Source organism: Bacillus sp. 123MFChir2, assembly GCF_000383235.1.
Taxonomy (GTDB): domain Bacteria; phylum Bacillota; class Bacilli; order Bacillales; family Bacillaceae_G; genus Bacillus_A.
The window spans coordinates 1-25,436 of sequence record NZ_KB910979.1 but is presented as its reverse complement, the minus strand read 5'-3'; the positions used below and the strand labels follow the sequence as shown (position 1 = coordinate 25,436).

At 39.0% G+C, this 25,436-nt stretch carries 23 protein-coding genes, 3 pseudogenes and 1 riboswitch; of the genes and pseudogenes, 11 read left to right on the top strand and 15 right to left on the bottom strand.

The genetic code is table 11. The features are described from left to right. The 3 genes and pseudogenes from H280_RS25390 to H280_RS0120280 form a co-directional block, all read left to right on the top strand. Positions 1-163, top strand: a pseudogene (locus tag H280_RS25390) (polysaccharide deacetylase family protein); the annotation flags it as partial. Positions 164-1,001: 838 nt separating this feature from the next. Continuing rightward, positions 1,002-2,192, top strand: a complete 1,191-nt coding sequence (locus H280_RS0120285; protein ID WP_020062952.1) for a chromate transporter — start codon at positions 1,002-1,004, stop codon at positions 2,190-2,192. 287 nt (positions 2,193-2,479) lie between these two features. After that, entirely contained in the window at positions 2,480-3,148 is a 669-nt protein-coding gene (locus H280_RS0120280; RefSeq protein WP_020062951.1) for a hypothetical protein, read from the top strand. Between the two features lie 241 nt (positions 3,149-3,389). On the opposite strand, the gene chbG is transcribed toward H280_RS0120280, so the two are convergent. The 5 genes and pseudogenes from chbG to H280_RS26225 form a co-directional block, all read right to left on the bottom strand. Further along, positions 3,390-4,094 (bottom strand): chitin disaccharide deacetylase, encoded by a 705-nt coding sequence (chbG, locus tag H280_RS0120275; protein ID WP_020062950.1) that lies wholly within the window; start codon positions 4,092-4,094, stop codon positions 3,390-3,392. A 301-nt stretch (positions 4,095-4,395) separates the two neighbouring features. Further along, positions 4,396-5,715 (bottom strand): 6-phospho-beta-glucosidase, encoded by a 1,320-nt coding sequence (locus tag H280_RS0120270; RefSeq protein WP_020062949.1) that lies wholly within the window; start codon positions 5,713-5,715, stop codon positions 4,396-4,398. A gap of 54 nt (positions 5,716-5,769) precedes the next feature. Beyond that, a pseudogene (locus tag H280_RS26630) lies at positions 5,770-5,856 on the bottom strand (PTS lactose/cellobiose transporter subunit IIA); the annotation flags it as partial. Positions 5,857-6,060: 204 nt separating this feature from the next. Continuing rightward, the gene (locus tag H280_RS26230; protein ID WP_231401802.1) at positions 6,061-6,486 is read right to left on the bottom strand and encodes an IS630 family transposase; all 426 of its coding nucleotides are present in this window, start codon (positions 6,484-6,486) and stop codon (positions 6,061-6,063) included. A gap of 95 nt (positions 6,487-6,581) precedes the next feature. After that, the gene (locus H280_RS26225) at positions 6,582-7,118 is read right to left on the bottom strand and encodes a helix-turn-helix domain-containing protein (protein WP_331271154.1); all 537 of its coding nucleotides are present in this window, start codon (positions 7,116-7,118) and stop codon (positions 6,582-6,584) included. Positions 7,119-7,374: 256 nt separating this feature from the next. Here H280_RS26225 and H280_RS0120255 point away from each other — a divergent pair, with 256 nt between their 5' ends. Together H280_RS0120255 and speD are read left to right on the top strand one after the other, a co-directional pair. Next, positions 7,375-8,367: a hypothetical protein gene (locus H280_RS0120255; RefSeq protein ID WP_020062946.1), complete on the top strand. Its 993-nt coding sequence runs from the start codon at positions 7,375-7,377 to the stop codon at positions 8,365-8,367. A gap of 22 nt (positions 8,368-8,389) precedes the next feature. Further along, complete coding sequence (gene speD, locus H280_RS0120250) at positions 8,390-8,761, top strand: adenosylmethionine decarboxylase (RefSeq protein WP_020062945.1); 372 nt, start codon at positions 8,390-8,392, stop codon at positions 8,759-8,761. Positions 8,762-8,826: 65 nt separating this feature from the next. On the opposite strand, the gene H280_RS0120245 is transcribed toward speD, so the two are convergent. The 6 genes from H280_RS0120245 to H280_RS26220 all read right to left on the bottom strand — a co-directional run bounded on the left by H280_RS0120245 (position 8,827) and on the right by H280_RS26220 (position 12,311). Then, positions 8,827-9,234, bottom strand: a complete 408-nt coding sequence (locus H280_RS0120245; protein ID WP_020062944.1) for a DUF3021 domain-containing protein — start codon at positions 9,232-9,234, stop codon at positions 8,827-8,829. A gap of 1 nt (position 9,235) precedes the next feature. Further along, the gene (locus H280_RS0120240) at positions 9,236-9,682 is read right to left on the bottom strand and encodes a LytTR family DNA-binding domain-containing protein (RefSeq protein ID WP_020062943.1); all 447 of its coding nucleotides are present in this window, start codon (positions 9,680-9,682) and stop codon (positions 9,236-9,238) included. 130 nt (positions 9,683-9,812) lie between these two features. Next, the gene (locus tag H280_RS0120235; RefSeq protein ID WP_020062942.1) at positions 9,813-10,130 is read right to left on the bottom strand and encodes a PTS lactose/cellobiose transporter subunit IIA; all 318 of its coding nucleotides are present in this window, start codon (positions 10,128-10,130) and stop codon (positions 9,813-9,815) included. Positions 10,131-10,136: 6 nt separating this feature from the next. Next, complete coding sequence (gene celB, locus H280_RS0120230; RefSeq protein ID WP_020062941.1) at positions 10,137-11,441, bottom strand: PTS cellobiose transporter subunit IIC; 1,305 nt, start codon at positions 11,439-11,441, stop codon at positions 10,137-10,139. A 14-nt stretch (positions 11,442-11,455) separates the two neighbouring features. Continuing rightward, positions 11,456-11,758, bottom strand: coding sequence for a PTS sugar transporter subunit IIB (locus H280_RS0120225; RefSeq protein ID WP_020062940.1), 303 nt, complete (start codon positions 11,756-11,758; stop codon positions 11,456-11,458). Between the two features lie 409 nt (positions 11,759-12,167). Next, complete coding sequence (locus tag H280_RS26220) at positions 12,168-12,311, bottom strand: hypothetical protein (RefSeq protein WP_020062939.1); 144 nt, start codon at positions 12,309-12,311, stop codon at positions 12,168-12,170. A gap of 297 nt (positions 12,312-12,608) precedes the next feature. Between H280_RS26220 and H280_RS0120215 the strand changes: the two genes are divergently transcribed. The 3 genes from H280_RS0120215 to H280_RS0120205 all read left to right on the top strand — a co-directional run bounded on the left by H280_RS0120215 (position 12,609) and on the right by H280_RS0120205 (position 16,792). Continuing rightward, positions 12,609-13,964 carry a cytochrome ubiquinol oxidase subunit I gene (locus H280_RS0120215; protein ID WP_020062938.1) on the top strand — a complete coding sequence of 452 codons (1,356 nt, stop codon included), beginning with the start codon at positions 12,609-12,611 and terminating at the stop codon, positions 13,962-13,964. Next, positions 13,957-14,976 (top strand): cytochrome d ubiquinol oxidase subunit II, encoded by a 1,020-nt coding sequence (locus tag H280_RS0120210; RefSeq protein WP_020062937.1) that lies wholly within the window; start codon positions 13,957-13,959, stop codon positions 14,974-14,976. The genes H280_RS0120215 and H280_RS0120210 overlap by 8 nt, the downstream gene beginning before the upstream one ends. A 457-nt stretch (positions 14,977-15,433) precedes the next feature. Beyond that, entirely contained in the window at positions 15,434-16,792 is a 1,359-nt protein-coding gene (locus tag H280_RS0120205) for an arsenic transporter (RefSeq protein WP_020062936.1), read from the top strand. Positions 16,793-17,055: 263 nt separating this feature from the next. Here H280_RS0120205 and H280_RS0120200 read toward each other — a convergent pair whose 3' ends face one another. Both H280_RS0120200 and thiC read right to left on the bottom strand, forming a co-directional pair. Then, complete coding sequence (locus H280_RS0120200) at positions 17,056-17,592, bottom strand: DUF7010 family protein (protein WP_028411321.1); 537 nt, start codon at positions 17,590-17,592, stop codon at positions 17,056-17,058. A gap of 672 nt (positions 17,593-18,264) precedes the next feature. Beyond that, positions 18,265-20,025 (bottom strand): phosphomethylpyrimidine synthase ThiC, encoded by a 1,761-nt coding sequence (gene thiC / locus H280_RS0120190; RefSeq protein WP_020062933.1) that lies wholly within the window; start codon positions 20,023-20,025, stop codon positions 18,265-18,267. A 168-nt stretch (positions 20,026-20,193) separates the two neighbouring features. Beyond that, positions 20,194-20,309: riboswitch (TPP riboswitch) on the bottom strand. Positions 20,310-20,510: 201 nt separating this feature from the next. Between thiC and H280_RS0120185 the strand changes: the two genes are divergently transcribed. Further along, positions 20,511-21,869 (top strand): arsenic transporter, encoded by a 1,359-nt coding sequence (locus H280_RS0120185; protein WP_028411320.1) that lies wholly within the window; start codon positions 20,511-20,513, stop codon positions 21,867-21,869. 45 nt (positions 21,870-21,914) lie between these two features. After that, positions 21,915-22,613, top strand: a complete 699-nt coding sequence (locus H280_RS0120180; RefSeq protein ID WP_020062931.1) for a hypothetical protein — start codon at positions 21,915-21,917, stop codon at positions 22,611-22,613. A gap of 41 nt (positions 22,614-22,654) precedes the next feature. On the opposite strand, the gene H280_RS0120175 is transcribed toward H280_RS0120180, so the two are convergent. Continuing rightward, positions 22,655-24,316, bottom strand: a complete 1,662-nt coding sequence (locus H280_RS0120175; RefSeq protein WP_020062930.1) for a lactate permease LctP family transporter — start codon at positions 24,314-24,316, stop codon at positions 22,655-22,657. Between the two features lie 512 nt (positions 24,317-24,828). Here H280_RS0120175 and H280_RS26215 point away from each other — a divergent pair. Next, the gene (locus tag H280_RS26215) at positions 24,829-25,002 is read left to right on the top strand and encodes a hypothetical protein (protein ID WP_020062929.1); all 174 of its coding nucleotides are present in this window, start codon (positions 24,829-24,831) and stop codon (positions 25,000-25,002) included. A 296-nt stretch (positions 25,003-25,298) separates the two neighbouring features. On the opposite strand, the pseudogene H280_RS25375 reads toward H280_RS26215, so the two are convergent. Next, a pseudogene (locus H280_RS25375) lies at positions 25,299-25,436 on the bottom strand (transposase); the annotation flags it as partial.

Below are 25,436 nucleotides of genomic sequence, written 5' to 3'. Positions count from 1 at the left end.
AAGTGATAAACCAGTCGAAGTCATTTTAATGCATGATTCAAACGTCACTGTACAAATCTTACCAAAAGTTATTGACTATCTTTATTCACAAGGATATATACTCCTTCCTTATCATCCTTCTTCTCATTCAGAAGTGAACTTTTGGAAAGACGCGAGATTATAACAGCTTTAGTCTCTACTAAAGCTGTTCAACTTTTATATGTATATGGATACAAATTGAAAAACTAACATAAAAAACCTTTTCTTTTTCGGTGGGCGAGAGCAACTGGCGATGCATAGAGGCGGTCAGAGCCTTTTCCTGCCACGTGCAAAGTTTAAAACAAAGATAGACAGCAAGTAGCGGCCATGTTTTGTTCTGCATAGCAACGACTTAGATGTTAAAAAGTCAGTTTGTATTTATATACAATCGCGAAAAAACACTTAAAACATGCAAAAATAAAAACCACTTCAACCAAATGAAAAGTACTTAAAATTAGTTGAAGTAGTTTTTATCATGTATTTCTTTGTTAAAAAGAAAAAGAACAAAAGAAGTCTCAACGAAGAGGATCCTTTTGTTCTTTCTCAATGACAAGTGATTTTGCAGAACTATTATCCGTTGGCTCAAAGATAGTTAGGAGGCTATCTTCTTACATTTTTAATGTAACATAAAAAGTTACTTCTCACACATGCAATTTTACATACTCATAACATTCTTGATATTTTCTTATTTACATAGATTCGATATGATTTATAAAACTGGCCCTTTATATATATCCAAATTTAAAAAGACGACATAAAACCATCTTTTTTTAGGTGGGCGAGAGCATCTGGCCATGCATAGAAGGGGTCAAGGCCTTTTACTGCCACATGCGATATTTTAAAACAAAGGTGCAAGCGAGTACAGTTCGTGTTGCAGTCTGCATAGCAGCAATCTATATGTCGGAAAATTAAAATGGATTCATATAGAAGCAGCCGCTAGGTTTACCAAAAACTTTCTCAAGAAAAAGGTGACTCCCATCGCTATGAAATCTAAACAAAGTATCGTAAAACACTTGCAAATATTAATAGAAATCTTTCTCGTTTCCACAAAGCTTGGGCTCACTTCCTTCGGAGGTCCTGTTGCACATCTTGGCTATTTTCATAACGAATACGTTCAGAAACGAAAATGGATGGATGAAAGAAGCTACGCTGATTTTGTAGCACTTTGTCAATTCCTTCCCGGCCCTGCTAGTAGTCAAGTTGGAATCGGAATTGGGTTATCACGAGGCGGTATACTTGGGTCTATTGTTTCTTGGCTTGGATTTACGCTCCCTTCCGTTCTTATTCTCGTCCTGTTTGCTTCATTACTGCAGCAGATCGAAATCGCACACGCTGGGTGGATTCACGGCCTAAAACTAGTAGCCGTAGCAATCGTCGCTCATGCATTATGGGGAATGGCGCAAAAGCTAACACCAGACCGAAACCGCATAGCGATTGCAGTCATTGCAGCAGCTGCCGTTCTATTAATCCAAACCGCTTGGATACAAATTATCGTTATTCTATTTGCGGGCATCATTGGATGGCTCTTATACAGAGAACATACGATAACTGCTGAAACAGCGATATCTATTCCCACCTCACGCAAAGTCGGAGCACTATGTCTATTTTTATTCTTTCTCTTATTCATACTATTGCCGATACTACGCCCTTTCTCGCACTGGATTGCTATGTTTGATAGTTTCTATCGCTCAGGCTCTCTCGTCTTTGGCGGCGGTCATGTCGTTCTTCCGCTCCTAGAAAATGAATTTGTGTCAAACGGCTATATAACGAAAGAACAATTTCTCGCTGGCTACGGAATGACGCAAGCCGTTCCTGGGCCATTATTTACATTTGCTGCTTATATCGGGGCCATTATGGACGGAACAATCGGGGCAACAATCGCGACAATTGCCATTTTCCTTCCCGCCTTCTTACTCGTTGTCGGTGTATTGCCTTTTTGGGATGCACTGCGCCGCAAACCGTACGTACAAGGAGCTATGTTCGGGATAAATGCAGCTGTTGTCGGCATTTTACTCGCCGCTTTCTATCATCCAATTTGGACAAGCTCGGTGATGCAGCCCGCTGATTTCGTTGTCGCATTACTCTTATTTACAATGCTTTCCTTTTGGAAAATACCGCCGTGGGTCATTGTTATTATTGGTGCGATAAGCGGGATGATTTTGTCGATCCTCTGAAACGAGACTGATGGAAAAAGCACATAGATGCTGTTTCCGTCAGTCTCGTTTTTACGTTTCTACCAATATGTCGGCGGAAGTGTCACTTTTATCGGCGGTTCGACACAATTTAAAGCCCCTTCGACGATACCCAACATGCGGGTAAGCGCTGGATCGTATCAAAAAGTATAAGAAGCAGACCTTTGAACTCGTTTCTTTTAATTTTTAGAATATTTAATTTATATTCCCTACAAATTATGTTACGATCTACAGAACAAACAAATTTAGAAACAGGAGTTGCATTGCGCATGCCTAAAAATCGGCTCTGGTTCTCTCGAACGATAATTGTTGTCCTGTTTATAATCATTTCATGGGGACTATCTACATTTTCTTTATTTACACAGCAGGAATTTAGAAAATTTATAGGTTGGGGACATTATTATAACTATGAAGCAGATTGGAAAAAACAAATGCCAGCACCACATGATGACCCAATAGAAATTGAAGACGACGGTGACCAAGAAGGCCCACCTATTCAAATACCATGGAAAGATAAGATTTTAGGTGCGATCAATGAAACCATTCAAAATAACAAAAAATCATGGCTAACTATCATAATTATTACTGCAACTATCATTCTTGCTTTTCTATATTTCAAAAAGAAAAAACATAGAAAATCAACTGAATCCCCCTCTATTGTACGTCCTATACAACAAACTCACACAGAAACTACTCCTATGGCAGATAAACATAACAATGACATCAATTCGATTCATAATGAAATTCGATTAGAACTAATGAAATGGGAAAAAAATCTACCTAAACATAACAGAAGAAAATCATACGAAACCGTACAGCGGTGGCTACTAAGACTTAATAAGCCAACAAACATTATACCGATTTATGAAAGAGTCCGTTACGGAGAAAAAGAATATTCAGCTAGTGAGTTAGAATTAGTAAGACGCTGGGTGAAATAACACTAAATCATTACAAACCATAAAAAACCCTTTTCTTTTTAGATGGGCGAGAGGAACTGGCCGTGCATAGAATCGGTCAGTTCCTTTTTCTTCCATATGTGAGGTTTCAAACAAAGAGAGCAAGCGAGTGCAGGTCCTGTTTTGTTTTACATAGCAGCGACTTATGCGCTGAAAAATCAAAATGAATTTACATAGAACCTAAACTGCACTTTGCAGGTTTAGGTCCCCATTTGTACGACTCCTAAAACTTCACAAGCTCAATCCCGCTCGGAAGCTTACTCTCTGTTAAAATACGTAACTCTTCAACACGCTTCATGACATAAGACGAGCGTTTCACAAGCTCTGCATCTATATAAGCCGGATGTACCATAACTTCAACTGTTGTCCCGTCTTGTACACGCTCACTTAGTTTTGTAAAGTAATCGTCCGTTACACCATCTCCGTAAAAGTCGTGAAAAAACACATCAGAAAATGGACGTACTGCACGTTTTTGTTCGCAGCGGCGCACCAGAAGATGATATTTCTCTGCTAATTTCTCTAATACATCATGCAAAATCGGCAGTGCATGTACATGATGATGGCTATCCAAATGCGTCGGTGTTAAACCATATGATAGAAACTTTTCAATTTGTGCAGTCCATTCTCGCTCAGCCTCATATGGATCTACCCTTCCTTCCCACACCGTACTTTGCGAATGAAACGAACCATCTTCTTTTACAAGTGAAGGTACATCAGAAAGAAGTGGTTTCCCTGCGGTTAAGACAAGATGTACCCCAACTCCAAGCGTCTTATATTCCTTCGCTAATTGCACGGCATGTTCTAAACCCGGCATATTCATCATCAGCGTTGTCGAATTAACAAGCCCATTCACATGCGCATCAATAATACCGTAGTTTACCCCTCGTGTTAAGCCAAAATCATCTGCGTTTACAATTAATTGAATCATGACAGCCCCCTATATACAGCCATTTTGATTTTTCAGCAGAAAAATCTCAATACCCACTACTTCATCGCACAGAGAAAAACAAGCTCTAACCGCTACTATACACAGCCAGTTCCTCTCGTCCCTCTAAAAAACATGGGCTTTTAGAGGCTTTTCAACAAACAAGTCGCAGGCATACTAAACACATAATGACCCGTACTCATTTCCTACCTTTTGTTTTCACATCGCACGAGGCTGAAAAGGGCACTGACCGCTACTACGCACGGCCAGTCCCCCTCGCCCCCATCATAAAAGAAAAGAGTTTTTACGTCTTTTTGAAAAACCGCGGGAGATACTCTTTATGAGCTTCCAGCATTTCATCTAAAATTTGTTTGGCTACTTTATCAGATGGCACAAGTGGATTAATGGTCATCGCCAGCAGCGCTTTATGATAATCGCCTGTTATAGCGGCTTCAATTGTTACACGTTCAAACGATTTAATTTGCTGAACTAAACCGCGAACTGGCACTGGTAAGTCCCCAACCGTAATCGGTTTTGGGCCATCCTTTGTAATCACACAATTTACCTCAACAGCAGAATCTGCCGGCAAACTTGCGATTGCACCATTATTTCGTGTATTTACAGGCTGAATATCACCCTTATTGTTATAAATAGACGTAATTAAACTACAGGCCGCATCGCTATAATATGCTCCGCCGCGTTTTTCTAGTTGCAGTGGTTTACTATCTAAGTTCGGATCTTTATACAGCTTAAACAAATCATTCTCTAGCTTTTTCACTACTTCTGCACGTGTGCCATTTTCCAGGGACGCCTTCTTTTCTTCTTCTAACATTTCGCGTGTTTTGTAATAATAACGATGGTATGGACATGGAATTGCCCGAAGCGCACGAATAAAATCAGGCTCCCAATCCAGCATGGCAATATTTTTCATCGTCATTTGTTTCTCTGGATCAGTCATTAATTCCAGCACACGATCCATGATGCTCACACCATCTACATACACATCCAATCCGTACACCATATGATTTAAGCCTGCAAAATCAACGTGTACACGGCTTGAATCTACCTCGAGAATCTTTGCTAATTCCATACGAATCCCAATCGGAACGTTGCATAAGCCAACGACTTTTTGAATATTTGTATAGCGAAGAACAGCTTCTGTTACCATGCCCGCTGGATTTGTAAAATTGATTAACCATGCGTTTGGACAAAGCTCCTCTATGTCTTTACAAATAGCTAGAATAACCGGAATTGTTCGTAAAGCTTTAAATAAACCGCCAGGACCATTTGTCTCCTGACCGATGACATCATATTTTAACGGAATGGCTTCATCTTTGCCGCGCGCTTCTAACAATCCAACGCGAAACTGCGTTGTCACAAAGTCTGCATCCTTTAATCCTTCACGGCGATCTAGCGTCAGATGAATATCAATTGGTACTCCTGCTTTTTTCACCATACGCTTTGCTAAGTTGCCAACAATCTCTAACTTTTCCTTCCCTTCTTCCACATCAATTAACCAAATTTCCCGAACAGGCAGTTCATGATAGCGCTTAATAAAACCTTCAATCAACTCCGGCGTATAACTAGAGCCACCGCCAATGGTTGCAATTTTTATTCCACGCATGCTACATGTTCTCCTTTCGCATTGATTTTTTATAAATTGAAAGTTTATTCAGTGTAGTAATGTAATCCCTATTTTTTCTCCTCTTGTTTCTGATTGTATGAGCCTGGTTTGAAAATGATGCGCTTCTTGAATTGCTTCTTCTGGTGTTGTCGGAGTAATAATGATTAAAGAATCAAATGTAATAAAGTGAAACTTCTATCAATGTTTTTTGCACGTTTTTCTTTTGTATTACTAGAAATAAGACTATGTGTTACAAAAAGAACGCATTATTGACACACATTTACATGAAATTTATACAGCAATTAGTTTTCTATATATAACTGACTTGTCTTTTCGACATGTGACTTAATGCAACCCAAGCCGACGAAGTACGGCTTGGGGAGTGATAGCAATGTCTGAAAAAAAGTCTTGTACCGCCTCTTTTATGGATGCTTGTGTCGGATGAAATCTGTTGGCAATAACCTGTTGTTTTAACCATTTCCACAGTCTCTCAATTGGATTTAAATTCGGCGAGTATGGAGGAAGATATACCAACATCAGCCGCTCTTTCTGTTCATGCAAGAAGTTTTGCACGGATTTACTTTTATGAATGCGAGCGTTGTCTGTGACCATGACCACAAACTTATCTTTATATTGCTTTAGTACATAGAAGAGGAATGACAAAAAATCTTCCTGTTTACAGGAAGACGCTGTTTGGTGTACGACTTCTCCTGTTTGGGCGTTTACTGTTCCAAAAACGGTTACGCTAGCATGATGACCATAAGTTGGAATCTATTTTTGCGATCCCCGTTGTGACCAAGTAGCGTGTAGACTTTGATACGCCCGTACATGCGTCTCGTCTTGATAGAGAAGAACCATATCCTCGGTCAGCAGTTTTTTTTAATCAAAGTAATTTGATGTCGGAACATACACTGTTTTTTGGGATCTGCCTTCTTGAGTGTGTAGGTCGGACGGGTATAACTTAACTTCAACCGCCAAAGCATGCGTAAAACACCTGTAGTCGACATTTCTACATCATACGTACGACGCAAATATTCCTGAATGACTGGTGTAGTCCAGGACACAGCGCTTCCCAACCCTTGATCCGTCGGTGTGCTCGTTAGAATGATTTCTTTGAGCGCCTGTTGTTGGTCGTCCGTTAGAAAACATGCACGTCCCGGTGCCATTTTACGCTCGAGAAGGAGGTCCATGCCACCTTCATTAAACCGTTTTACGTATTCGGAAACAGACTGACGATGGATCCCACAAATCTCGGCTACTTCTTTACCCAATTTCCCTTGCATGACGAGACGCACGGCCATAATACGTGTGCGAAAAAATGCATTGTTTTCCTGTTTTTCTTGTATCCGCAAGTCAGTAATTGTAAGGCCATGTGTATTTGTAATCTTCAAACGCTTCATCATAATCCGCTCCTTTTTCTTGTCCTTGGAACCAGTATGGACAAGATTTTGAGAGAATAAGCACAGAAGATGAAGAAACTAGTCAGTTATATATAGTCGTATACGTGTAGAAAACAGTTTTTCCGAACAAAATTCTCTATGAATCTATTCTATAAAAAATTTCTCCCAAAATTGAAAGTAACCCAATTCTTCCCTGGTAATTTACATATACTAACATGAACCTACAAAATCTATTTCACATAAAAGAAAGGGGCTCAACATGTCGAGAAACTGTCGGAAGCAAGATCAAAAGAAAGAATCTACTTCAGATTGTAAAAAATATAACAGCAATAAATCAGACTCAACATCATCTCAAAGTTACAGCCATGGGGATATATGGGACAAACTGAGTTTAGGAGAAATATTAGCAGACAAACATACTGCTCTATTTCAAGGAAAGAGCCAATACCAAAAGATTGATCTGCTAAAGGTAAATGATGTAAGAATGTATCTTGATGAGCAATTACAATTTAGCTCTGTAGATGAGCGACTGTATCATGAAGCACTTGTTCATCCTGCAATGGCGCTAGTAGATTCTCCAAAATCTGTTCTCATTTTAGGGGGCGGGGATGGCCTTGCATTAAGAGAAGTTTTAAAATATCAAACGGTTCGCCTCGTCGATCTTGTCGATTTGGATGAAGAAGTTATCAAAATTGCAACCAATGTGCCGGAAGTTGTCGCATTAAATGAAGGTGCTTTTTTCGATAAGCGTGTAAAAATCCATGCATACGATGCTCGGAAATTTTTACGTACAAAATCTCGTAAATATGACGTGATTATTATCGACTTCCCAGACCCTGCAACCGAGACATTAAGTCAGCTATATACGAAAGAATTATTTTCTGTTGTATCTAGGTTCCTTACGAAAGGTGGAGCGTTCGTCTGTCAATCTAACTCACCAGAAGATGCACCGCTTACCTATTGGAGCATAGGCCGAACAATTCGTAGCATTGGACTAACAGTTGCAAGCTATCATACAATAGTTCCTTCTTTCGGAAACGATTGGGGCTTTCATATCGCGACCAATTCTTCTTCTATTATGCGCAATAGAAACCCACTACCCGTAACCGTTCCTCATCGAACACTTCCAAACAACCTCGCTTTATTATTTCGCTTTAGAGAAGACCTCTTAGAGGAACAGAAAAATGCAGTAATCAACACAGAGAACAAACTTACTCTACACCGTTGCTATCAAGAAGATATGGAATATTAGTCTTATATAAACAGGAGGTATCATGGAGTATTCAACATTTGGAAGACATATAATAGTAGATATGTGGGGGATAGACACCGCCTTATTAAATGATTGTGAATTCTTACAACAACATTTAGTCACGGCAGCCAATGTGTGCGGTGCAACTATATTATCAGTAGACTCCAGAACATTCGAACCATCTGGAGTTACAATATTAGTTTTACTATCGGAAAGTCATATCTCTATTCATACGTATCCAGAAAAAAAATTCGCAGCCATTGACTGCTATACGTGTGGAACAAAGGTAGACCCGCAACAAGCCATCGATTATATATTACCTATATTCAAGCCGAAACAATTGCATATAAAACGGCTGATTCGCGGCTTAGGAGAAATCACAGTTATTAACTAAACGATCACATTCATACAAAACACGCCAAGTACTTTCCATACACGGCGTGTTTTGTATTCTCCTTCTTATTTAATTTGGTTATTTAATCCCTCAATCTTTTTCTTCCAATACATCGTCATCGCAAACCAGATCACGAAGTAAACGATTATAAAGACTCCTACACAAATGAGAATGGAACTCGCTTGATTAGGAACCCATCCCAGCCATACTGCCACTGGAAGAAATGTTCCTAATAATATAATGAAATGAGTGGTTGTTTGTTTTAATAAGCTCCATTCCTCTCTCTCAAAAACAAAGGAAGCTATCGAAAAGATAATCCCAATTATATTTGCTACAACAAGTTGGATTAACAATGTCCTTGTCTCTATCGTCTCCATCCCGTTTGCATAACCGATTCCCAAAAATAACAAACTATAAAACATCGCCATCCCCATACCAGTTGCTAGCCTTGCACCTATTCTATCCATTATCATACTAACCTCCTATATTCAAAAATTCTTTAATAAGTGGTACATATTTTCGCGAAACGTACTCTTTCATTCCATTTGAAAAATGAGCACACATACTGCCACTAAACGACATTTCAAAACTTTTTACATGCTTTATATTTGCAATTGTCGATTTTGAGAACCTAACAAATCCTTCTCGCTGTAAGGAAGTCTCTAATTCGTACAACCGGTGTTTTACTTCCAAATTCCCTTTTGTCGTTTGAGCAAATACCTTCCTGTCTTCCGAATAGAACCAATATATCTCCTTAAACTCCAATAAATAAAACTGTTGACCTGCTATCCCAACAATTTGCTTGATCGTCCCCCCTTCTAATATTTTCAAAATGTGCTGAACATCTTCAGTCATTTCTTTCGTCCTTATCACGATTTCTAGTTCTTCATGTGCTGGGTCTAAATCAATATGAACCTTCATATCAGCCCCCCTTTACTACTTTATTTTTACATAAATGTGGGAAAAATAAATGGATATGTACATAAGTGGCCCCGTTATTTGTTTAACTTGTCGTTTTCGGTGCATAAAAAAGACCTTGCACCCGCAAGGCCTATTTTCCATCTAACATCTTCCTATACAAATCAACAAACTCACTCGCTAATTCCCTCATTGTCATAGCATTCATAAGGTGATCCTGTGCGTGAACGAACAGTAGCGTAAGTTCGACCTTTTCGCCGCCTGCCTCTCGTTGAATCAACGCTGTTTGTAAGCGATGCGCTTCCTTTAACTCGCTGTCCGCCTCTTGTAATTTTCCGTCCGCTTCGGAAAGCTGTCCTTGTTTCGCAAATTGAATTGCCTCCATCGCTGAGCTTCTCGCATTTCCCCCGTGTAAAATTAAATGAAAAGCCGTTGTCTCTGTCGTATCCATATCCCTCTACCTGCCCCCCTTTTCTTCTGCCTGCTTTTGCTTATCCCACATTTTTAAGAATGGGAAATAGATAAAAAAAGCTAAGAAGAAGTTTACTAGCTGCATTACAACACCTGAAACCTTACCACCTGTTGCTAAATAGCCACTAAATAGAATAGGTGTTGTCCACGGTACAGCTGCGCCGCTCGGCCGCGCTACGAGGCCCCATTCCATCGCAAAATATGTCACAATCGTTAGAACAAGAGGAACAAGAATAAATGGAATAAGAAGAAGGGGGTTTAATACAATTGGCATTCCAAATGTCACCATCTCATTAATATTAAAAATACCTGGTCCAATAGATAACCGGCCTAAACTTTTTAATTGCTGACTTCGTGCGAATAGTAACATTGCTACGACAAGTGCGAGCGTTGCCCCAGAACCACCCATATAAATCCATAAATCAAAGAATTGCTTTGTAATTGTATTTGGCACATCCTGCCCAGCTTGAAAGGCAATGCGGTTTTGATCCATTAATGAGAGCCAAATGGGATCCATTACGCCCCCAACAATCGCTGCCCCGTGAATCCCGCATGCCCACAATAATTGAACAAGAATAATCGCAATCACTGCTCCAAATACGCTAGCACCAAGTGTACTAAGCGGCGCTTGTAGCAATTGTCCCACAATATTATGAATGCTACCAAACGAGGTATGTTCCAAAATTAGCCGTATAATCCACACTACAGTAATCACAACAAAACCAGGGATAAGTGCAACAAACGAACGCGCCACTGCTGGCGGTACTGTTTCTGGCATTTTAATCACAATATTTCTCTGGATAATAACGCGGTATATTTCTGTAGATATAAGTGCTAAAATCATTGCCACAAATAATCCTTGGCTACCAGTAAGTGCAGCTGGGATCACGCCTTCTACTAAAATACTTTCCTTTGTCGTTTCTACAATATGAAAAACTTGAAATGGTGTTGCTAATAAGAAGGATACAAGCGACAATGTCCCTGATGCTAATGCATCTACTTTATATTGTTCCGCCAGTCTGTAAGCGATTCCAAAACTAGCGATGAAAGACATAATATTAAACGTGGCACTTACCGGATACCCTAATGCTTTTTGCCAGCCATCCCCAAATAAGTTGGCCATGAACTCATTATATCCAGGTATCGGCAACGCACTAATAATTAAGAAAAATGATCCGATAATTAAGAAAGGCATCGTTAAAATAATTCCGTCTCGAACAGCTTGTAAGTGACGCTGCTCTGCAATTCTTCCTGCTAAAGGCATAACGTATCTTTCCAAAAATCCCGTCATTCTCTTCACTCTCCTTATGCCTTCATTGACAACGCTGCTTGTAACACCGCTTCTCCATTACAAAGTCCATAATGTACAGATTGAATGACATTCACAGGTATTCCTTTTTCTTTACAGAGCTCTTGCATTTTCGGTAATAGATAACGTACTTGCGGGCCAAGTAATAATACATCCGCTTCATCGATATGCCCCTGCACTTCCGCCCCAGATACGGCCCAAATTCTAGCTTCTATCCCTTGCGCCTCTGCTGCTCTCTCCATCTTTGTAACAAGCAAACTCGTAGACATCCCCGCGGCGCAGCAAAGTAAAATATTCATATACCCTCCCCCTTTCTCATTAGCTCGTTACAGCTCACCATAAGGTTAAGCTAACCTATATATATGTCTAGAGAAATTCTTATATGACGAGCATATATATTACAAGTTGACTTTTTAACATCTAAGTCGCTGCTATGCAGAACAAAACATGGCTGCTACTTGCTGTCTATCTTTGTTTTAAAACATTGCACGTGGCAGGAAAAGGTACTGACCGCCTCTATGCATGGCCAGTTGCTCTCGCCCACCGAAAAAGAAAAGGGGTTTTATGTTAGTTTTTCAATTCGCATCTATATAAAGTGAAACTTTAATCAAGAAGCGCTTAATTTCGCAAATAACGACACACAAAAGAGGTAACCTTTTTCAGATTACCTCTTTTTCTTCAATACTATAGAATGAAGTTATCCCTTCATTACACACTTTCTTTTGCTGGCCGATATAATACCTGTACGAGACGATCATATTCGCGCCTTGTAATTTCTTTATTATATAACTTTAACAATAAATCTTTATGCTCTTTCGAAAATGCCATTTTTTTAATGACTTCTGGATACATGAAAACTTCCCCCTCCGTTTCATGAATACGACTAAATCCAGTGAACATTAGCACTTCTGCCTTATCGTTTATAAAAGATAAAAACGGAACTAACGTTCGCATAAAGCATTATAAAACATTTTTCTTCAAAGCACAATTCTAAAATACAAATTCTTCTTTTTGTTTATTTTCTAAAGATTTCAACATTATAATATCATAATCTCTCCTCAAGTACACACATATTTTTCGTCACTTTTTTGAATAAATTTTCCACAACAGTAAGAAAATAATGGCAAAAAAAGAAGAGGAGTAGGACATATGGATACTGTTACACTATCGCGCGCTTTCTTTGGATCATCGTTAGCTTTCCATATTATTTTTGCAACGCTAGGAATCGGACTTTCTTTAATGATTTTTATAAGTGAAGTGTTATATCACTGGAAAAAGGATCCCGATTATTCTGTGATGGCCAAGAGGTGGACGAAAGCATTTGCGATTCTCCTCGGTGTTGCCATTCCAACAGGAACAATTGTAGGCGTCCAGATTTCCTTGCTTTGGCCTGGCTTTGCTAAGATTGTCGGACAAGTCATTTCCGTCCCATTTCAAATTGAAATTTTCGCCTTCTTCCTAGAAGCATTGTTCATGTCCATTTATGTGTATGCTGCTGATAAGTTGCCACCATCCATGCGATTAATATCGCTCTTTTTTGTGATGTTCGGTGCAACTGCATCTGCTGTACTTATTACATCAGCAAATACATGGATGAATACACCAGCCGGATTTTCAATGGCTGCAGACGGCTCAGTCTATAATGTCGACCCTTGGAAAGCCTTTTTTAATCCAAGCTTTGTCACAAGCTCCATCCATGTTGTTATTACAGCTTATGCAACAGGGGCTGCTGTCATCGCCTCAATCGCCGGTTTTAAATTATTAAAACGAAATAAGAGCGCACAGGAGATTACCTATCATAAAAAAGGACTATATTTAGGTCTAATTGTCACATTTATTGCAGGCGCAATCATGTGGCTTTCTGGACATGAATCTGCGATTGCACTGCATGAGCACTCACCAGAGAAATTAGCAGCAGCAGAAGCATTATATCAGACTCAATCACATGCACCGCTAGCTGTTGGCGGCGTACTTGATCCAGAAACAAACAAATTAAAATACGCTATTGAATTTCCAAATCTGCTGAGCATGTTAGTTGGTTTTTCTCCAAGTACAGTTGTAAAAGGATTAAATGAATTTCCAAAAGAAACATGGCCGCCTTTTTACACTCATCTATTCTTTGATTTAATGGTCGGAGCAGCTACATTTACATTCGCTGTTGCTGCAATTGCCCTTGGATATTGGTACTTCATTTATCGAAAAAAAGGAGGACAATTGCCGAAATGGATGCTATGGGCTACTGCGGCGTGCGGTCCAATTATGCTTCTTGGCATTGAATTTGGTTGGATTTTCAGCTGCAGCGGCCGGCAGCCTTGGACAATTTATGGATTTCAGCGGACGACAGATGCTGCCACGCGCGCTGATTTTGTCGGACCATTATTCGTCGTATTTGTCATCCTTTACATTGCACTTGGTGCTCTAACTGTCTTCGTATTACGAACATTCTTTAAGCGCCATCCACTAAAGAACGACTTACAACCGAACAGGGGGGATTCACATGCATGAAGCAAGTATCGCCATTATCATTCTCTGGGCCGTCGTTTTTGTATACAGTATTTTAGGCTCCATTGACTTCGGAGCCGGCTTTTGGGGAATGGTTTACGCAAAGCATCCAACACTTGCTGGAAAGCTGGCGAATCGCTACTTATCTCCAACATGGGAAGTTACGAATACATTTCTAGTCTTTGTCGTTGTAGCGTTCCTTGGCTTCTTTCCAAAAGCTGCATTTACACTTGCAACAGCAATGTTTGTACCCGTTACCTTAATTCTCATTCTCGTTGCCATTCGTAGTACCTTTATGGTGTTCGCTTACTCTGTACCAAAATACGAACGTATACTGCGTACAATTTCAGGCATTACAGGTCTATTAATTCCAGCTCTCTTAATTACAGTTCTCCCTGTAACGGAAGGAGCTTTCATTACCACGGCTAACGGGAAAGAAACGTTACTATATGGAAAGTTATTATCAAGTCCAGTTGTATATTGGTACATGCTCTTTGGCCTAACATCCGAACTCTTTTTATCAGCTCTCTTTCTCGCTGACTTTGCTAGCGAACAAGGCTCAAAAGATACATATCGTCTCTATCGGCGAAATGCTATTTTACTCGGCCCTGCAACGCTTGTCACTGCTATCATCGCACTTGTCGTCATGGAACCAGAAACACATTGGCTCATGGAAGGTTTAATTAAACAGTTTCTATGGTTTACAATCTCAATTATCTTTTTTATTATTGGCTATTCCTCACTTTGGTGGACAAACAAAAGGAAAGGAATACTAGGTTGGCCACGCATTGCTGTTCTTTCTGTCGTCGCCCAATATGGATTTGCAAGCTATGCTTACGGCGTTGCCCATCTTCCGTATATTATTTATCCAGAGGTGACCGTATTCACAAGTTTTACGACGACAGAAACATTTTATGCACTGCTCGTCCTCTATGCTATCGGTATCGCAATTTTATTACCAGGCTTCATCTTCTTCTGGAACTTATTCTTGAAGGATCGATCGTTTTTAAAGTGAAACTTCCATCAGCGACGCTTTTCTCACTGATAGTTAGCTCTGACCGATTCTATGCATGGCCAGTCCCTCTCGACCACCGAAAAAGAAAAGGTTTTTTATGTTAATCTTTCAATTTGCATCTATATATAATTAAAAGTTCTTAGTCAAACATCACCTACCACAAAATAAAGAGTAGATTTCACTCCGCATTTACCTAGCAAAAGAAAATTAGGTAGATGCACGCATTCACTTTTCTCTTATAAATACCTAATAGGCACATACTGAATATGTGCCTATTTTCATCCCAAAATTCCTATATACTAGATCTTTCCCCTAAGGTATCAAACGTACATATTTACAATAGTTAGTGTAATGACTTATACCTTCTTTTAACAATTTGAATATGATTAAGTAGAAAGTCTTGGACAAGTCGAAATACTCTTGTTCAAATTTCAAAAATTAGAAGGGTAGGCTAGCTATGGGTATCGAAATTTGGATTACGGTCGTTGTTTTTCTTCTTACCATGACCATCATATTTTGGCGACCAGGCGGATTAAATGAAGCATGGCCAGCTGCAATTGGAGCCGGGATTATCATTATTGCCGGGCTCGTATCACGCAGTGACATTGCCAATATCATTAGTAAAATCGGCGGCGCCTCTATTACCATCCTCGCCACGATCGTTATGGCTGTTATATTAGAAAGTTTTGGTTTCTTTCACTGGGCAGCAGCCAGACTCGCAAACTTAGCAAAAGGCTCTGGGCATCGCTTATATTGGTATATCCAATTGCTCTGTTTTCTTATGACATTATTGTTCAATAACGATGGTAGTATTTTAATTACAACACCAATTTTAATTTTACTTCTAAAAAACCTTCAATTAAAACCGCATCAACAAATTCCATATTTATTAAGCGGCGCATTAATTGCAACTGCTTCTAGTGCTCCAATTGGCGTTAGTAATATTGTAAATTTAATCGCACTAAATATCGTTCATATGACGCTCTATATGCATACAGCAATGATGTTTGTGCCTGCAACATTAGGACTTCTCTTTATGTCATGGCTCATGTATATAGTTGTGAAAAAGAAATTACCGAAACAACTACCAAAATCCGCTTACGACATTGAAGAGGTCTTCTTCACAAAACACTTCCATCCATTAAAAGGGAAAAATTCGATTGATACGAAAAGTAAACGCACGAAATTTATGTTAAAAGTGTTACTGTTTGTCTTCCTTATGCGTTGTCTTCTTTTCGTCGCCTCGTTCTTTGCCATTCCGATTGAAATTGTTGCCGTGATTGGCTCTCTCGTTCTCCTCATCTGGAGATGGTATTATTTACGAACAAACCCAGTCGATATATTAAAAAAGACACCGTGGCACATTCTCATTTTCGCTTTCTCCATGTACGTTATGATTTACGGGCTTCATAATGCTGGATTAACAGCTTGGCTTGTCCAAGCATGCGAACCGATTGTCAATCAAAGTTTATTATATGCCAGCTTTACCATGGGGGGACTCGTTTCACTTCTATCAAACATCTTTAACAACCATCCTGCCTTAATGATTGGAACAATTACCTTAACAGAAATGGGATTAGATCCAATTACCCTCAAAACCATCTATCTTGCAAACATCATTGGGAGCGATATGGGATCATTATTATTACCAATCGGTACACTTGCTTCTCTTATTTGGATGTATATCCTAAAGCAAAATAAAATTAAAGTAAAATGGAAAGATTACTTGAGCGTCTCCTTAATTGTTATCCCACTCACCACAATCGTAACACTCTTCCTCTTATTCTACTGGGTACAGCTCGTTTTCGCCCGTTAACTTATCAAACGAAACAAAATCCCCCTGCTCTCGCTCAGCAGGGGGATGATTATTTATATAAATACAAGTTGACCTTTTAACATCTGAGTCGCTGCTATGCAGAACAAAACATGGCTGCTACTTACTGTCTATCTTTGTTTTAAAACATTGCACGTGGCAGGAAAAGGTACTGACCGCCTCTATGCATGGCCAGTTGCTCTCGTCCTCCCCTAAAAAAGAAAGAGGTTTTTATGTCATTTTTTCAATTTGTATTTATATACATCCTAATTTCCTAAAGCCTTAATCTCAAAACTTAGCCATATAGAGAATACAATTTCTAAAAATATCATAACGATTGCCACTATTACTGGGTTAAAAATAATTCCTACTACTAAAGATGCGAAAGAAACAACGATAGCCATTACAAAATACGCTTTAGATTTATACAGCCATCCAAAAGGTAGTAAATGTGCTCCAAATATTATTGCTAATATCATAACCATTTTTTCAGGGACTGCTTGATAAATCCACATTGCTATTAAAATATATAGGAATTGATTACAAGAAAATAATATCCCTAAATTGTTTAACGAATTATCTTTCGTTGAAAATTCCGCTTTAATTAATTTAGATATCATAAAAGCGATTGGTAACAGTGTTGCAGTAATGCAAAATGTTAATAAGTTTTTTGTTGATATCCCTTTCAACGGAAGTAGCCATAATACTAAGATAGCACTCCAAATCATGATTGAAGCCAGAATAAAATGCAATCCCCGTTTACCTCTTGCCGCTATATCCTCTCTTAATCTATCTAATTCCAATACCTCATCTCCTTTTCGTAACATATATATAAATCCAAATTAAAAGCCTAACATAAACCCCTTTTCTTTTTAGATGGTCGAGAGCGTCTGGCCATGCGTAGAAGCGGTCAGGGCCTATTTTTGCTACATGCGTAGTGAAAACCAGAGATAGCAAGCGAGTAAAGTTCCCTTTTTCTCTGCATAACAGCAATCTATATGTCGGAAAACTAAAGTGGATTTATACAATAAACAAAAACCAAATATTGGTTATTGTTCATATTCATTATATAGTATTTTAACTAATTTTATAATTCTTTGAATATTAAAACTACTAAACATAATTTTACTATCATTCGTCTCATTTCCCATCTCCATAGAACAACAAATCCCCCCGCTCTCGCTCAGCGGGGGGATAATCATCTATATTAAGTTAGGTACACATAATCATAGATTGAAGATGTGTTCAAAAAGGTGCTTTCTATATAAATCTATTAAAAACCCTAGCACATAAAACAAAACAGGCCCTCCACTTGCCTTCTATCTTTGTTTTACATTGCATGTGGCAGGAAAAGGCACTGACCGCTACTATGCGCGGCCAGACGCTCTCGTCCTCCCCTAAAAAAGGGGGGGTTGTGTCGGTTTTTCAATTTGCATCTATATATTTTTTTAGGTTCTTTATTTCAGCTTTTCTACTTATTTATATAACTGACTACCCGCTTCTTTAAACTCTTCCGCTTTTTCTTTCATACCTTTCTCAATTGCTTCTGTTGTTTCTAAATCATTCTCTTTCGCATACTCACGAATATCATGCGAAATTCTCATACTGCAAAACTTCGGACCACACATAGAGCAGAAATGCGCTGTCTTTGCTCCTTCTGCCGGCAATGTTTCATCGTGATATTCCATTGCACGTTCAGGGTCTAATGATAAATTAAATTGATCGCGCCAGCGGAATTCAAAGCGTGCTTTTGAAAGAGCGTCATCACGCTCGTGTGCTGTTTTGTGACCTTTCGCAAGATCAGCAGCGTGTGCAGCAATTTTATACGTAATGACACCTTCACGAACGTCATCTTTGTTTGGCAAGCCTAGATGCTCTTTCGGTGTTACATAACAAAGCATTGCTGTACCAAACCAGCCGATCATCGCTGCACCGATTGCAGAAGTAATATGATCATACCCAGGTGCAATGTCTGTCGTTAACGGTCCAAGCGTATAAAACGGTGCACCTTGACAAATTTCAAGTTCTTTATCCATATTCTCTTTAATTAAATGCATCGGTACATGTCCTGGCCCTTCAATCATCACTTGGACGTCATGCTTCCAAGCAATTTTCGTAAGTTCTCCTAATGTTTCAAGCTCAGAGAATTGAGATTCATCGTTTGCATCCGCAATCGAACCAGGGCGTAACCCATCTCCAAGAGAGAAGGAAACATCGTACTTCTTCATAATTTCACAAATTTCTTCAAAGTGTGTGTATAAGAAGTTTTCTTGATGATGGTATAAACACCACTGCGCCATAATCGAACCGCCGCGTGATACAATTCCTGTTACACGCTTCGCTGTAAGCGGAATGTAACGAAGCAGTACACCAGCATGAATTGTAAAGTAGTCTACTCCTTGCTCCGCTTGTTCAATTAGCGTATCACGGTATACTTCCCACGTTAAATCTTCGGCAATTCCGTTTACCTTTTCAAGCGCTTGATAAATTGGTACTGTTCCAACTGGTACAGGAGCATTTCGTATAATCCATTCACGCGTCGTATGAATATTTTTCCCGGTAGAAAGATCCATAATTGTATCAGCACCCCAGCGTGTTGCCCACGTCATCTTCTCAACTTCTTCAGCAATAGATGATGAAACAGCTGAGTTCCCAATATTCGCATTTACTTTCACATGGAAGTTACGGCCAATAATCATTGGTTCTGCTTCTGGGTGATTAATATTTGCTGGTAAAATAGCGCGGCCTTCAGCGATTTCCTTACGCACAAACTCCGGCTCCATACCTTCGCGAATTGCTACATATTCCATCTCCGGTGTAATGATCCCTTTACGCGCATAATGCATTTGCGTAACATTTGCCCCGTCTCTTGCACGAAGTGGCTTCCGTCCCATTTGCGGGAATACAGGCGTATGTGTAGACGCTGCTTTCACCCCATCATCTTCCGGCTTCACTTCACGACCTTCATACTCCTCTACATCTCCTCGTTCCACAATCCATGAGCGGCGCGGCGCTTGCAATCCCTTTTCTAACTCCACTTTGTAATTCGGATCTGTATAAGGACCGCTCGTATCATATACACGAATAGCCGGGTTTGGTACACCATTTGTATCGCTTTGTGCAATCTCACGCATTGGTACTTTCATGCCTTCACGTGTACCTTCTACATATACTTTCTTGCTCCCTGGTAAACTTGACTTAAGTTCAATTTGCTCAGCTGAAACAGATTGTTTCATCATTTTTTCCTCCCCTGTGGCTTCACTTTTCTTTAGATTCGGTTTCGCCTCCTAAACAGTCGGCTTCACTTTTCTAGTGACAAGGATGAGAACTAGCGGCTAGCAATGCCAAATAAAAAAGCCAGGTCCATAATAAAGAATAGGACCTGGCAACATAAAGACATTGTTATGTAAAGCCGTCAACTTCCCTCCGCTGGTACGAACCAGATCAGGTCCAAAGGGTTAAGAAGCTTCAACACGCTTCTCTCTCAGCCCAGCTCTATCGGGCACCCCTAGTTTATCACTGATTAAATTTTTACTACGCTCCTATCATACATCATTGTCTAAAAAATGCAAAGATATTTACATTTTTTCTTTTTCACTCAAAAAATAGTTATTTCACTTAGTACAAGCAAAATCCACACGTCATACATATGTAATATAAGCCGGTATAGGAATATACTTTGTACGGACACTTCACTATAAGAACAGGAGTGAAAGAGTTGATCAGCCTACAATCTACAATAACCATACTAGCTTTTCTCGGAACTATGCTTATCATCTTTTGGCGACCAAAAGGAATGAATGAAGCAATTCCAGCAACAATTGGGGCAATGATTGTCATTTTAAGCGGTACCGTTTCTTTTGCTGACTTAGGTGATATTAGCTCAAAAATTATTGGCGCTGCTATAACAATTATGGCAACCATTGTTATGGCAATCGTACTAGAGAGTTTCGGCTTTTTTCATTGGTGCGCGGTTCAACTTGCCAAAAAAGCCAAAAGCTCTGGTATTCGCCTCTTTTGGTATACAAATCTTCTTTGTTTTCTCATGACGTTATTCTTTAATAATGATGGTAGCATATTAATTACAACTCCCATTTTACTGCTTTTGTTACATCATTTACGACTTACACATGATCAAAAAATACCTTACTTATTAAGCGGCGCACTCATCGCCACCGCCTCAAGTGCACCAATTGGTGTAAGCAATATTGTAAATTTAATCGCTTTAAAAATCGTCCATATGGATTTATACATGCATACAGCAATGATGTTTGTTCCTGCCACTTTAGGCCTGCTTTTTATGGCGTTCCTATTATTCCTCATCTTTCAAAAACAATTACCGAAAACGCTCCCGGTTTTACCGATACATTTAGATGAAAATTTCGTCAAAAAATCTTTTCATCCATTGCAGCCAAGGCCCCAAATAGATGCAAACCGTAAGCGAACACGATTTATGTTTGGAATCCTATTATTTGTTTTATGCGTTCGTATCAGCTTGTTTATTGCATCGTACTTTCAATTTTCTATCGCCATCACAGCGGTCATTGGCTCTATTATTTTACTTGGGTGGAGATGGTACAAACTGCGTATCCCCCCAATTGACATGATTAAGAAAACACCTTGGTATGTGTTAGTTTTCGCATTTTCAATGTACGTAATTGTGTATGGACTTCACAACATCGGTTTAACCGAATTTCTCGTTACAAAACTTCATCCACTCATTACCAGCAGTTTATTTCATGCCGACTTTATTATGGGTGGCTTACTTTCCATCCTCTCTAACATCTTTAATAACCATCCTGCCTTAATGATTGGTACGATCGCACTCACCGAAATGGGACTAGATCCGATTACATTGAAAACGATTTATCTTGCAAACATCATCGGTAGCGACATGGGCTCACTACTACTCCCAATCGGTACATTAGCAACCTTAATGTGGATGTATATTACAAGAAAAGGAAAAGTAAATATCAGCTGGGGAACGTATATGAAAGTGACATTTCTCGTCATTCCGCCAACTGTCATTTTCACGCTACTTTGCTTATATTATTGGGTGAAATTGGTCTTCACAGCTTAAAAGTGAGGAAAAAAAGCGTATGTCATTACAAGAAAGGAGATTATTATGCTTCATTTACAAAAATATGTTAATCAGCCCATACAAGTAACAATATCTGGGAATCAACTCCCATTTGAAGGGATTATGATTGATAAAGGATCAGATATAATCGTATTGTATGATGGAGAAAAATACATGTATATCTCTAGTTTACACATTCAACATTTAACTCCACTCATAGAATCCTTACTCTTTGAAAATCTCACAATTCCAGAATCTTTACTACCACAAGATATGTTATCAACCGAATCCACAATTTCACTTCGAAAGACACTACAAGTGGCAAAAGGACAATTTATTGAACTCGCACTATCACACGAACATTTTTTACATGGATATGTCACTCATATTATGAATGACTATTTTGTCTTCCTCTCACCTGTCTATCAAACATTATACATTCCATTTCATCACGTAAAATATCTTATTCCATATCAAGAAGCTGAAACGCCCTATGGCTTAGAAAGAGAAAGACTATCACCAGCAGCCTCAAAACTCACACTTGCCCGGACATTTTCTGAACAATTGAAAAAGCTAAAACAACATATTGTATTACTTGATTTAGGCATACAATCTTACAAAGTTGGAAAATTAACAGAAGTAACTGACAGTCAAATTGAACTCATTACAGCACGCAATCAACATTTTCATTTCAATTTATACCATATTAAAACGGTTCATTTCCCTTATCAAAATCAAAAATAATTAAAAAGGGGACCTCTCGTTAAGAGAAGCCCCTTTGTTGTTTAAGGAATCATCCAAGTTAAATAATAAGCTTGAATATATGTGATAATACCAATAATTGTTACAAAGAATAAACTGTGTTTCACTGTGAAGCGGAATAAATCCGATTCTTTCCCAGTAAGTCCAACTGCCGCACATGCAATTGCAATCGATTGCGGCGAAATCATCTTACCCGTTACACCACCTGTTGTATTTGCAGCAACAAGCAATACTTCCTTCACACCTACTTGCTGCGCTGTAATCGCTTGTAGGTTTGAGAACAACGCATTTGCAGATGTATCTGATCCTGTTAAGAATACCCCAATCCATCCAAGGAATGGTGAGAAGAACGGGAATAAACTTCCAGTTCCCGCCAACGCTAATGCTAACGTTGATGAAAGTCCAGAGTAATTTGCGATAAATGCAAAACCAAGTACGAGTCCAATTGATAGAATTGGCATTTTTAATTCATGCAACGTTTCTTTAAATGTAGCTACTGCTTGTTTTGGACTCATTTTTAAAACAAACATTGTAATGATACATGCGATTAAAATTGCTGTTCCTGTTGCCGATAAAATATCAAGCTTCAATACAGCTTCATACGGCGTTGGTTTATTAACGATTGGCTCCGCCTTCATGACTAAATTATGCAGACCTGGAACTTTAAATTTAAATACTAAACTTTCAAGCGCACCGCCTGGAACAAATAGATCTTTAAAGAATTTTTGGCTCCAAATCACAACCATTACCGTTAAGATAATAAACGGTGACCATGCTTTTAAAACTTTTCCCGTTGTTAAGTTCATTGTAGAACTAGCATCTATCGTTGCCGCAGCTTCAGCTTGTCCTTTTCCAGAACAATAAATTTCTTTTGGCTGCCATACTTTTAAGAATAGGGATAAACTCACTAAGCTTACTAATGCTGATGTAATGTCTGGAAGCTCAGGTCCAAGATATGTCGCTGTAATAAACTGCGTAATCCCAAACGATCCACCTGCTACAAATAATGCAGGCCACGTTTGTTTCACACCTTTTAATCCATCCATTAAGAATACGATGAAAAATGGAACAAATAATGATAGAAGCGGCAATTGATGCCCAGCCATTTGTCCTACTTTATGAGGATCAATACCTGTTACTTGACCAGCTACTAAAATTGGAATACCCATAGCTCCGAACGCTACTGGTGCTGTATTTGCAATTAAGCAAAGTCCTGCTGCGTATAAAGGGTTTAAACCAAGTCCTGCAAGAAGCGCCGCCGTAATCGCTACTGGTGCTCCAAATCCTGCTGCTCCTTCTAAAAACGCCCCGAATGAGAAGCCAATCAAAATAACAAGTAGACGATGATCACTTGTAATAGAAAGAACAGATGCACGAATAACATCAAACTGTCCTGTTTTTACTGAAATTTTGTATAAAAACACTGACATAACGATAATCCATGCAATCGGCCATAAGCCATAAGCAAAACCATAACCGGTTGCTGCCATCGCCATCGTAAATGGCATTTTATAAACGAAAAGTGCAATTATAACTGTTAATACGACTGTAATAAATCCTGCAACATAGCCTTTCATACGAAAAACTGCTAATGCTAAGAAGAAAAATATAATTGGAATCATTGCAACTGCTGCCGAAAGCCAAATGTTACCTAGCGGATCATAAATTTGTGTCCATGTGTTCATAGTCCCTCTTCCTTTCTAATATCCCCTGTTTGCTAACAACCATATAAATAGACCACCAGGTCATCAGACCTTTAAATCTAAAAAATAAAACGCTCCTAGAAAACGTTTTCATTAATGTTATATTTATACTTTATCATATTCCCCTTTATTTACAATCATATTTTCGAATTTTATTCACAATTTCTTTGTTAACCTTTTCACAAACATGGTATGATTATATGTTATGTAATAAAAAATGTTATCCCTTATATCTACACTTTAATTTTTCAGCATATAAGCCGCGCCTACATAGAATTAAAAATGCTCGCATGTGGCAGAAAGATGCTCTCGTCCTCACCTAAAAAGAAGAGAGTTTTTATGTCCGTTTTCCAATTTGTATTTATATGCAAAGAAATCACAGCCGTAACAAATGGGCTTATTCAGGTCACATTGTTATTTCCAGTTCATTCATGAATAGTGAAATAATATTTTCTTATACTAAGGTTGAAAACTGACTTTAGGAGGGCTAGAAAATGGCTGAACAAAATCGAAATCAAGCTGCTATTGACGAAGGTCGCAATAAAACAAAACGCGGCATTGAAGCAGCAAGCGATGCAATGCAAAATGCCGTTGATGCTGTTGAAAATGCTGGAAAAGCAACAGTTGATCGTATTTCTGAAGCAATAAAAGATGTCACAGCTAGATAGTGTATTTCATAAAGGACAAGGAACTAACTTCAAAAGGCATCTAGGTGCCTTTTGAAGTTGGTCTTTTTTTCCGTTACCGACTGTTATTTGCAATATATTGGCAGTTCGGCAGTATCCGGCACCCTAGTAGCCGAGCCGTTATATAAAAATAAAAGCACTTGCCGTATGCAAGTGCTTTTACCAGAGTGTTGGGAAACCCTTTGGGTTTCCCAACCTCTGATGACCTTTATTGTAACTATGTATAAAAAAATTGTACGAAACAATAAAAAATAAGAAAAACAGCCCTTCAACTGACCCTTTCTGGTCAGATGAAGGGCTATTTTTTTCATGTTTTGGCAGGCTGCGGTGAGATATGCCTGTATTTGGACAGACTTCATCCCTCGGAACCGAGCGTATCGATAGCCATGTAGTTCTTTTGCATCGGCAAAACTCCG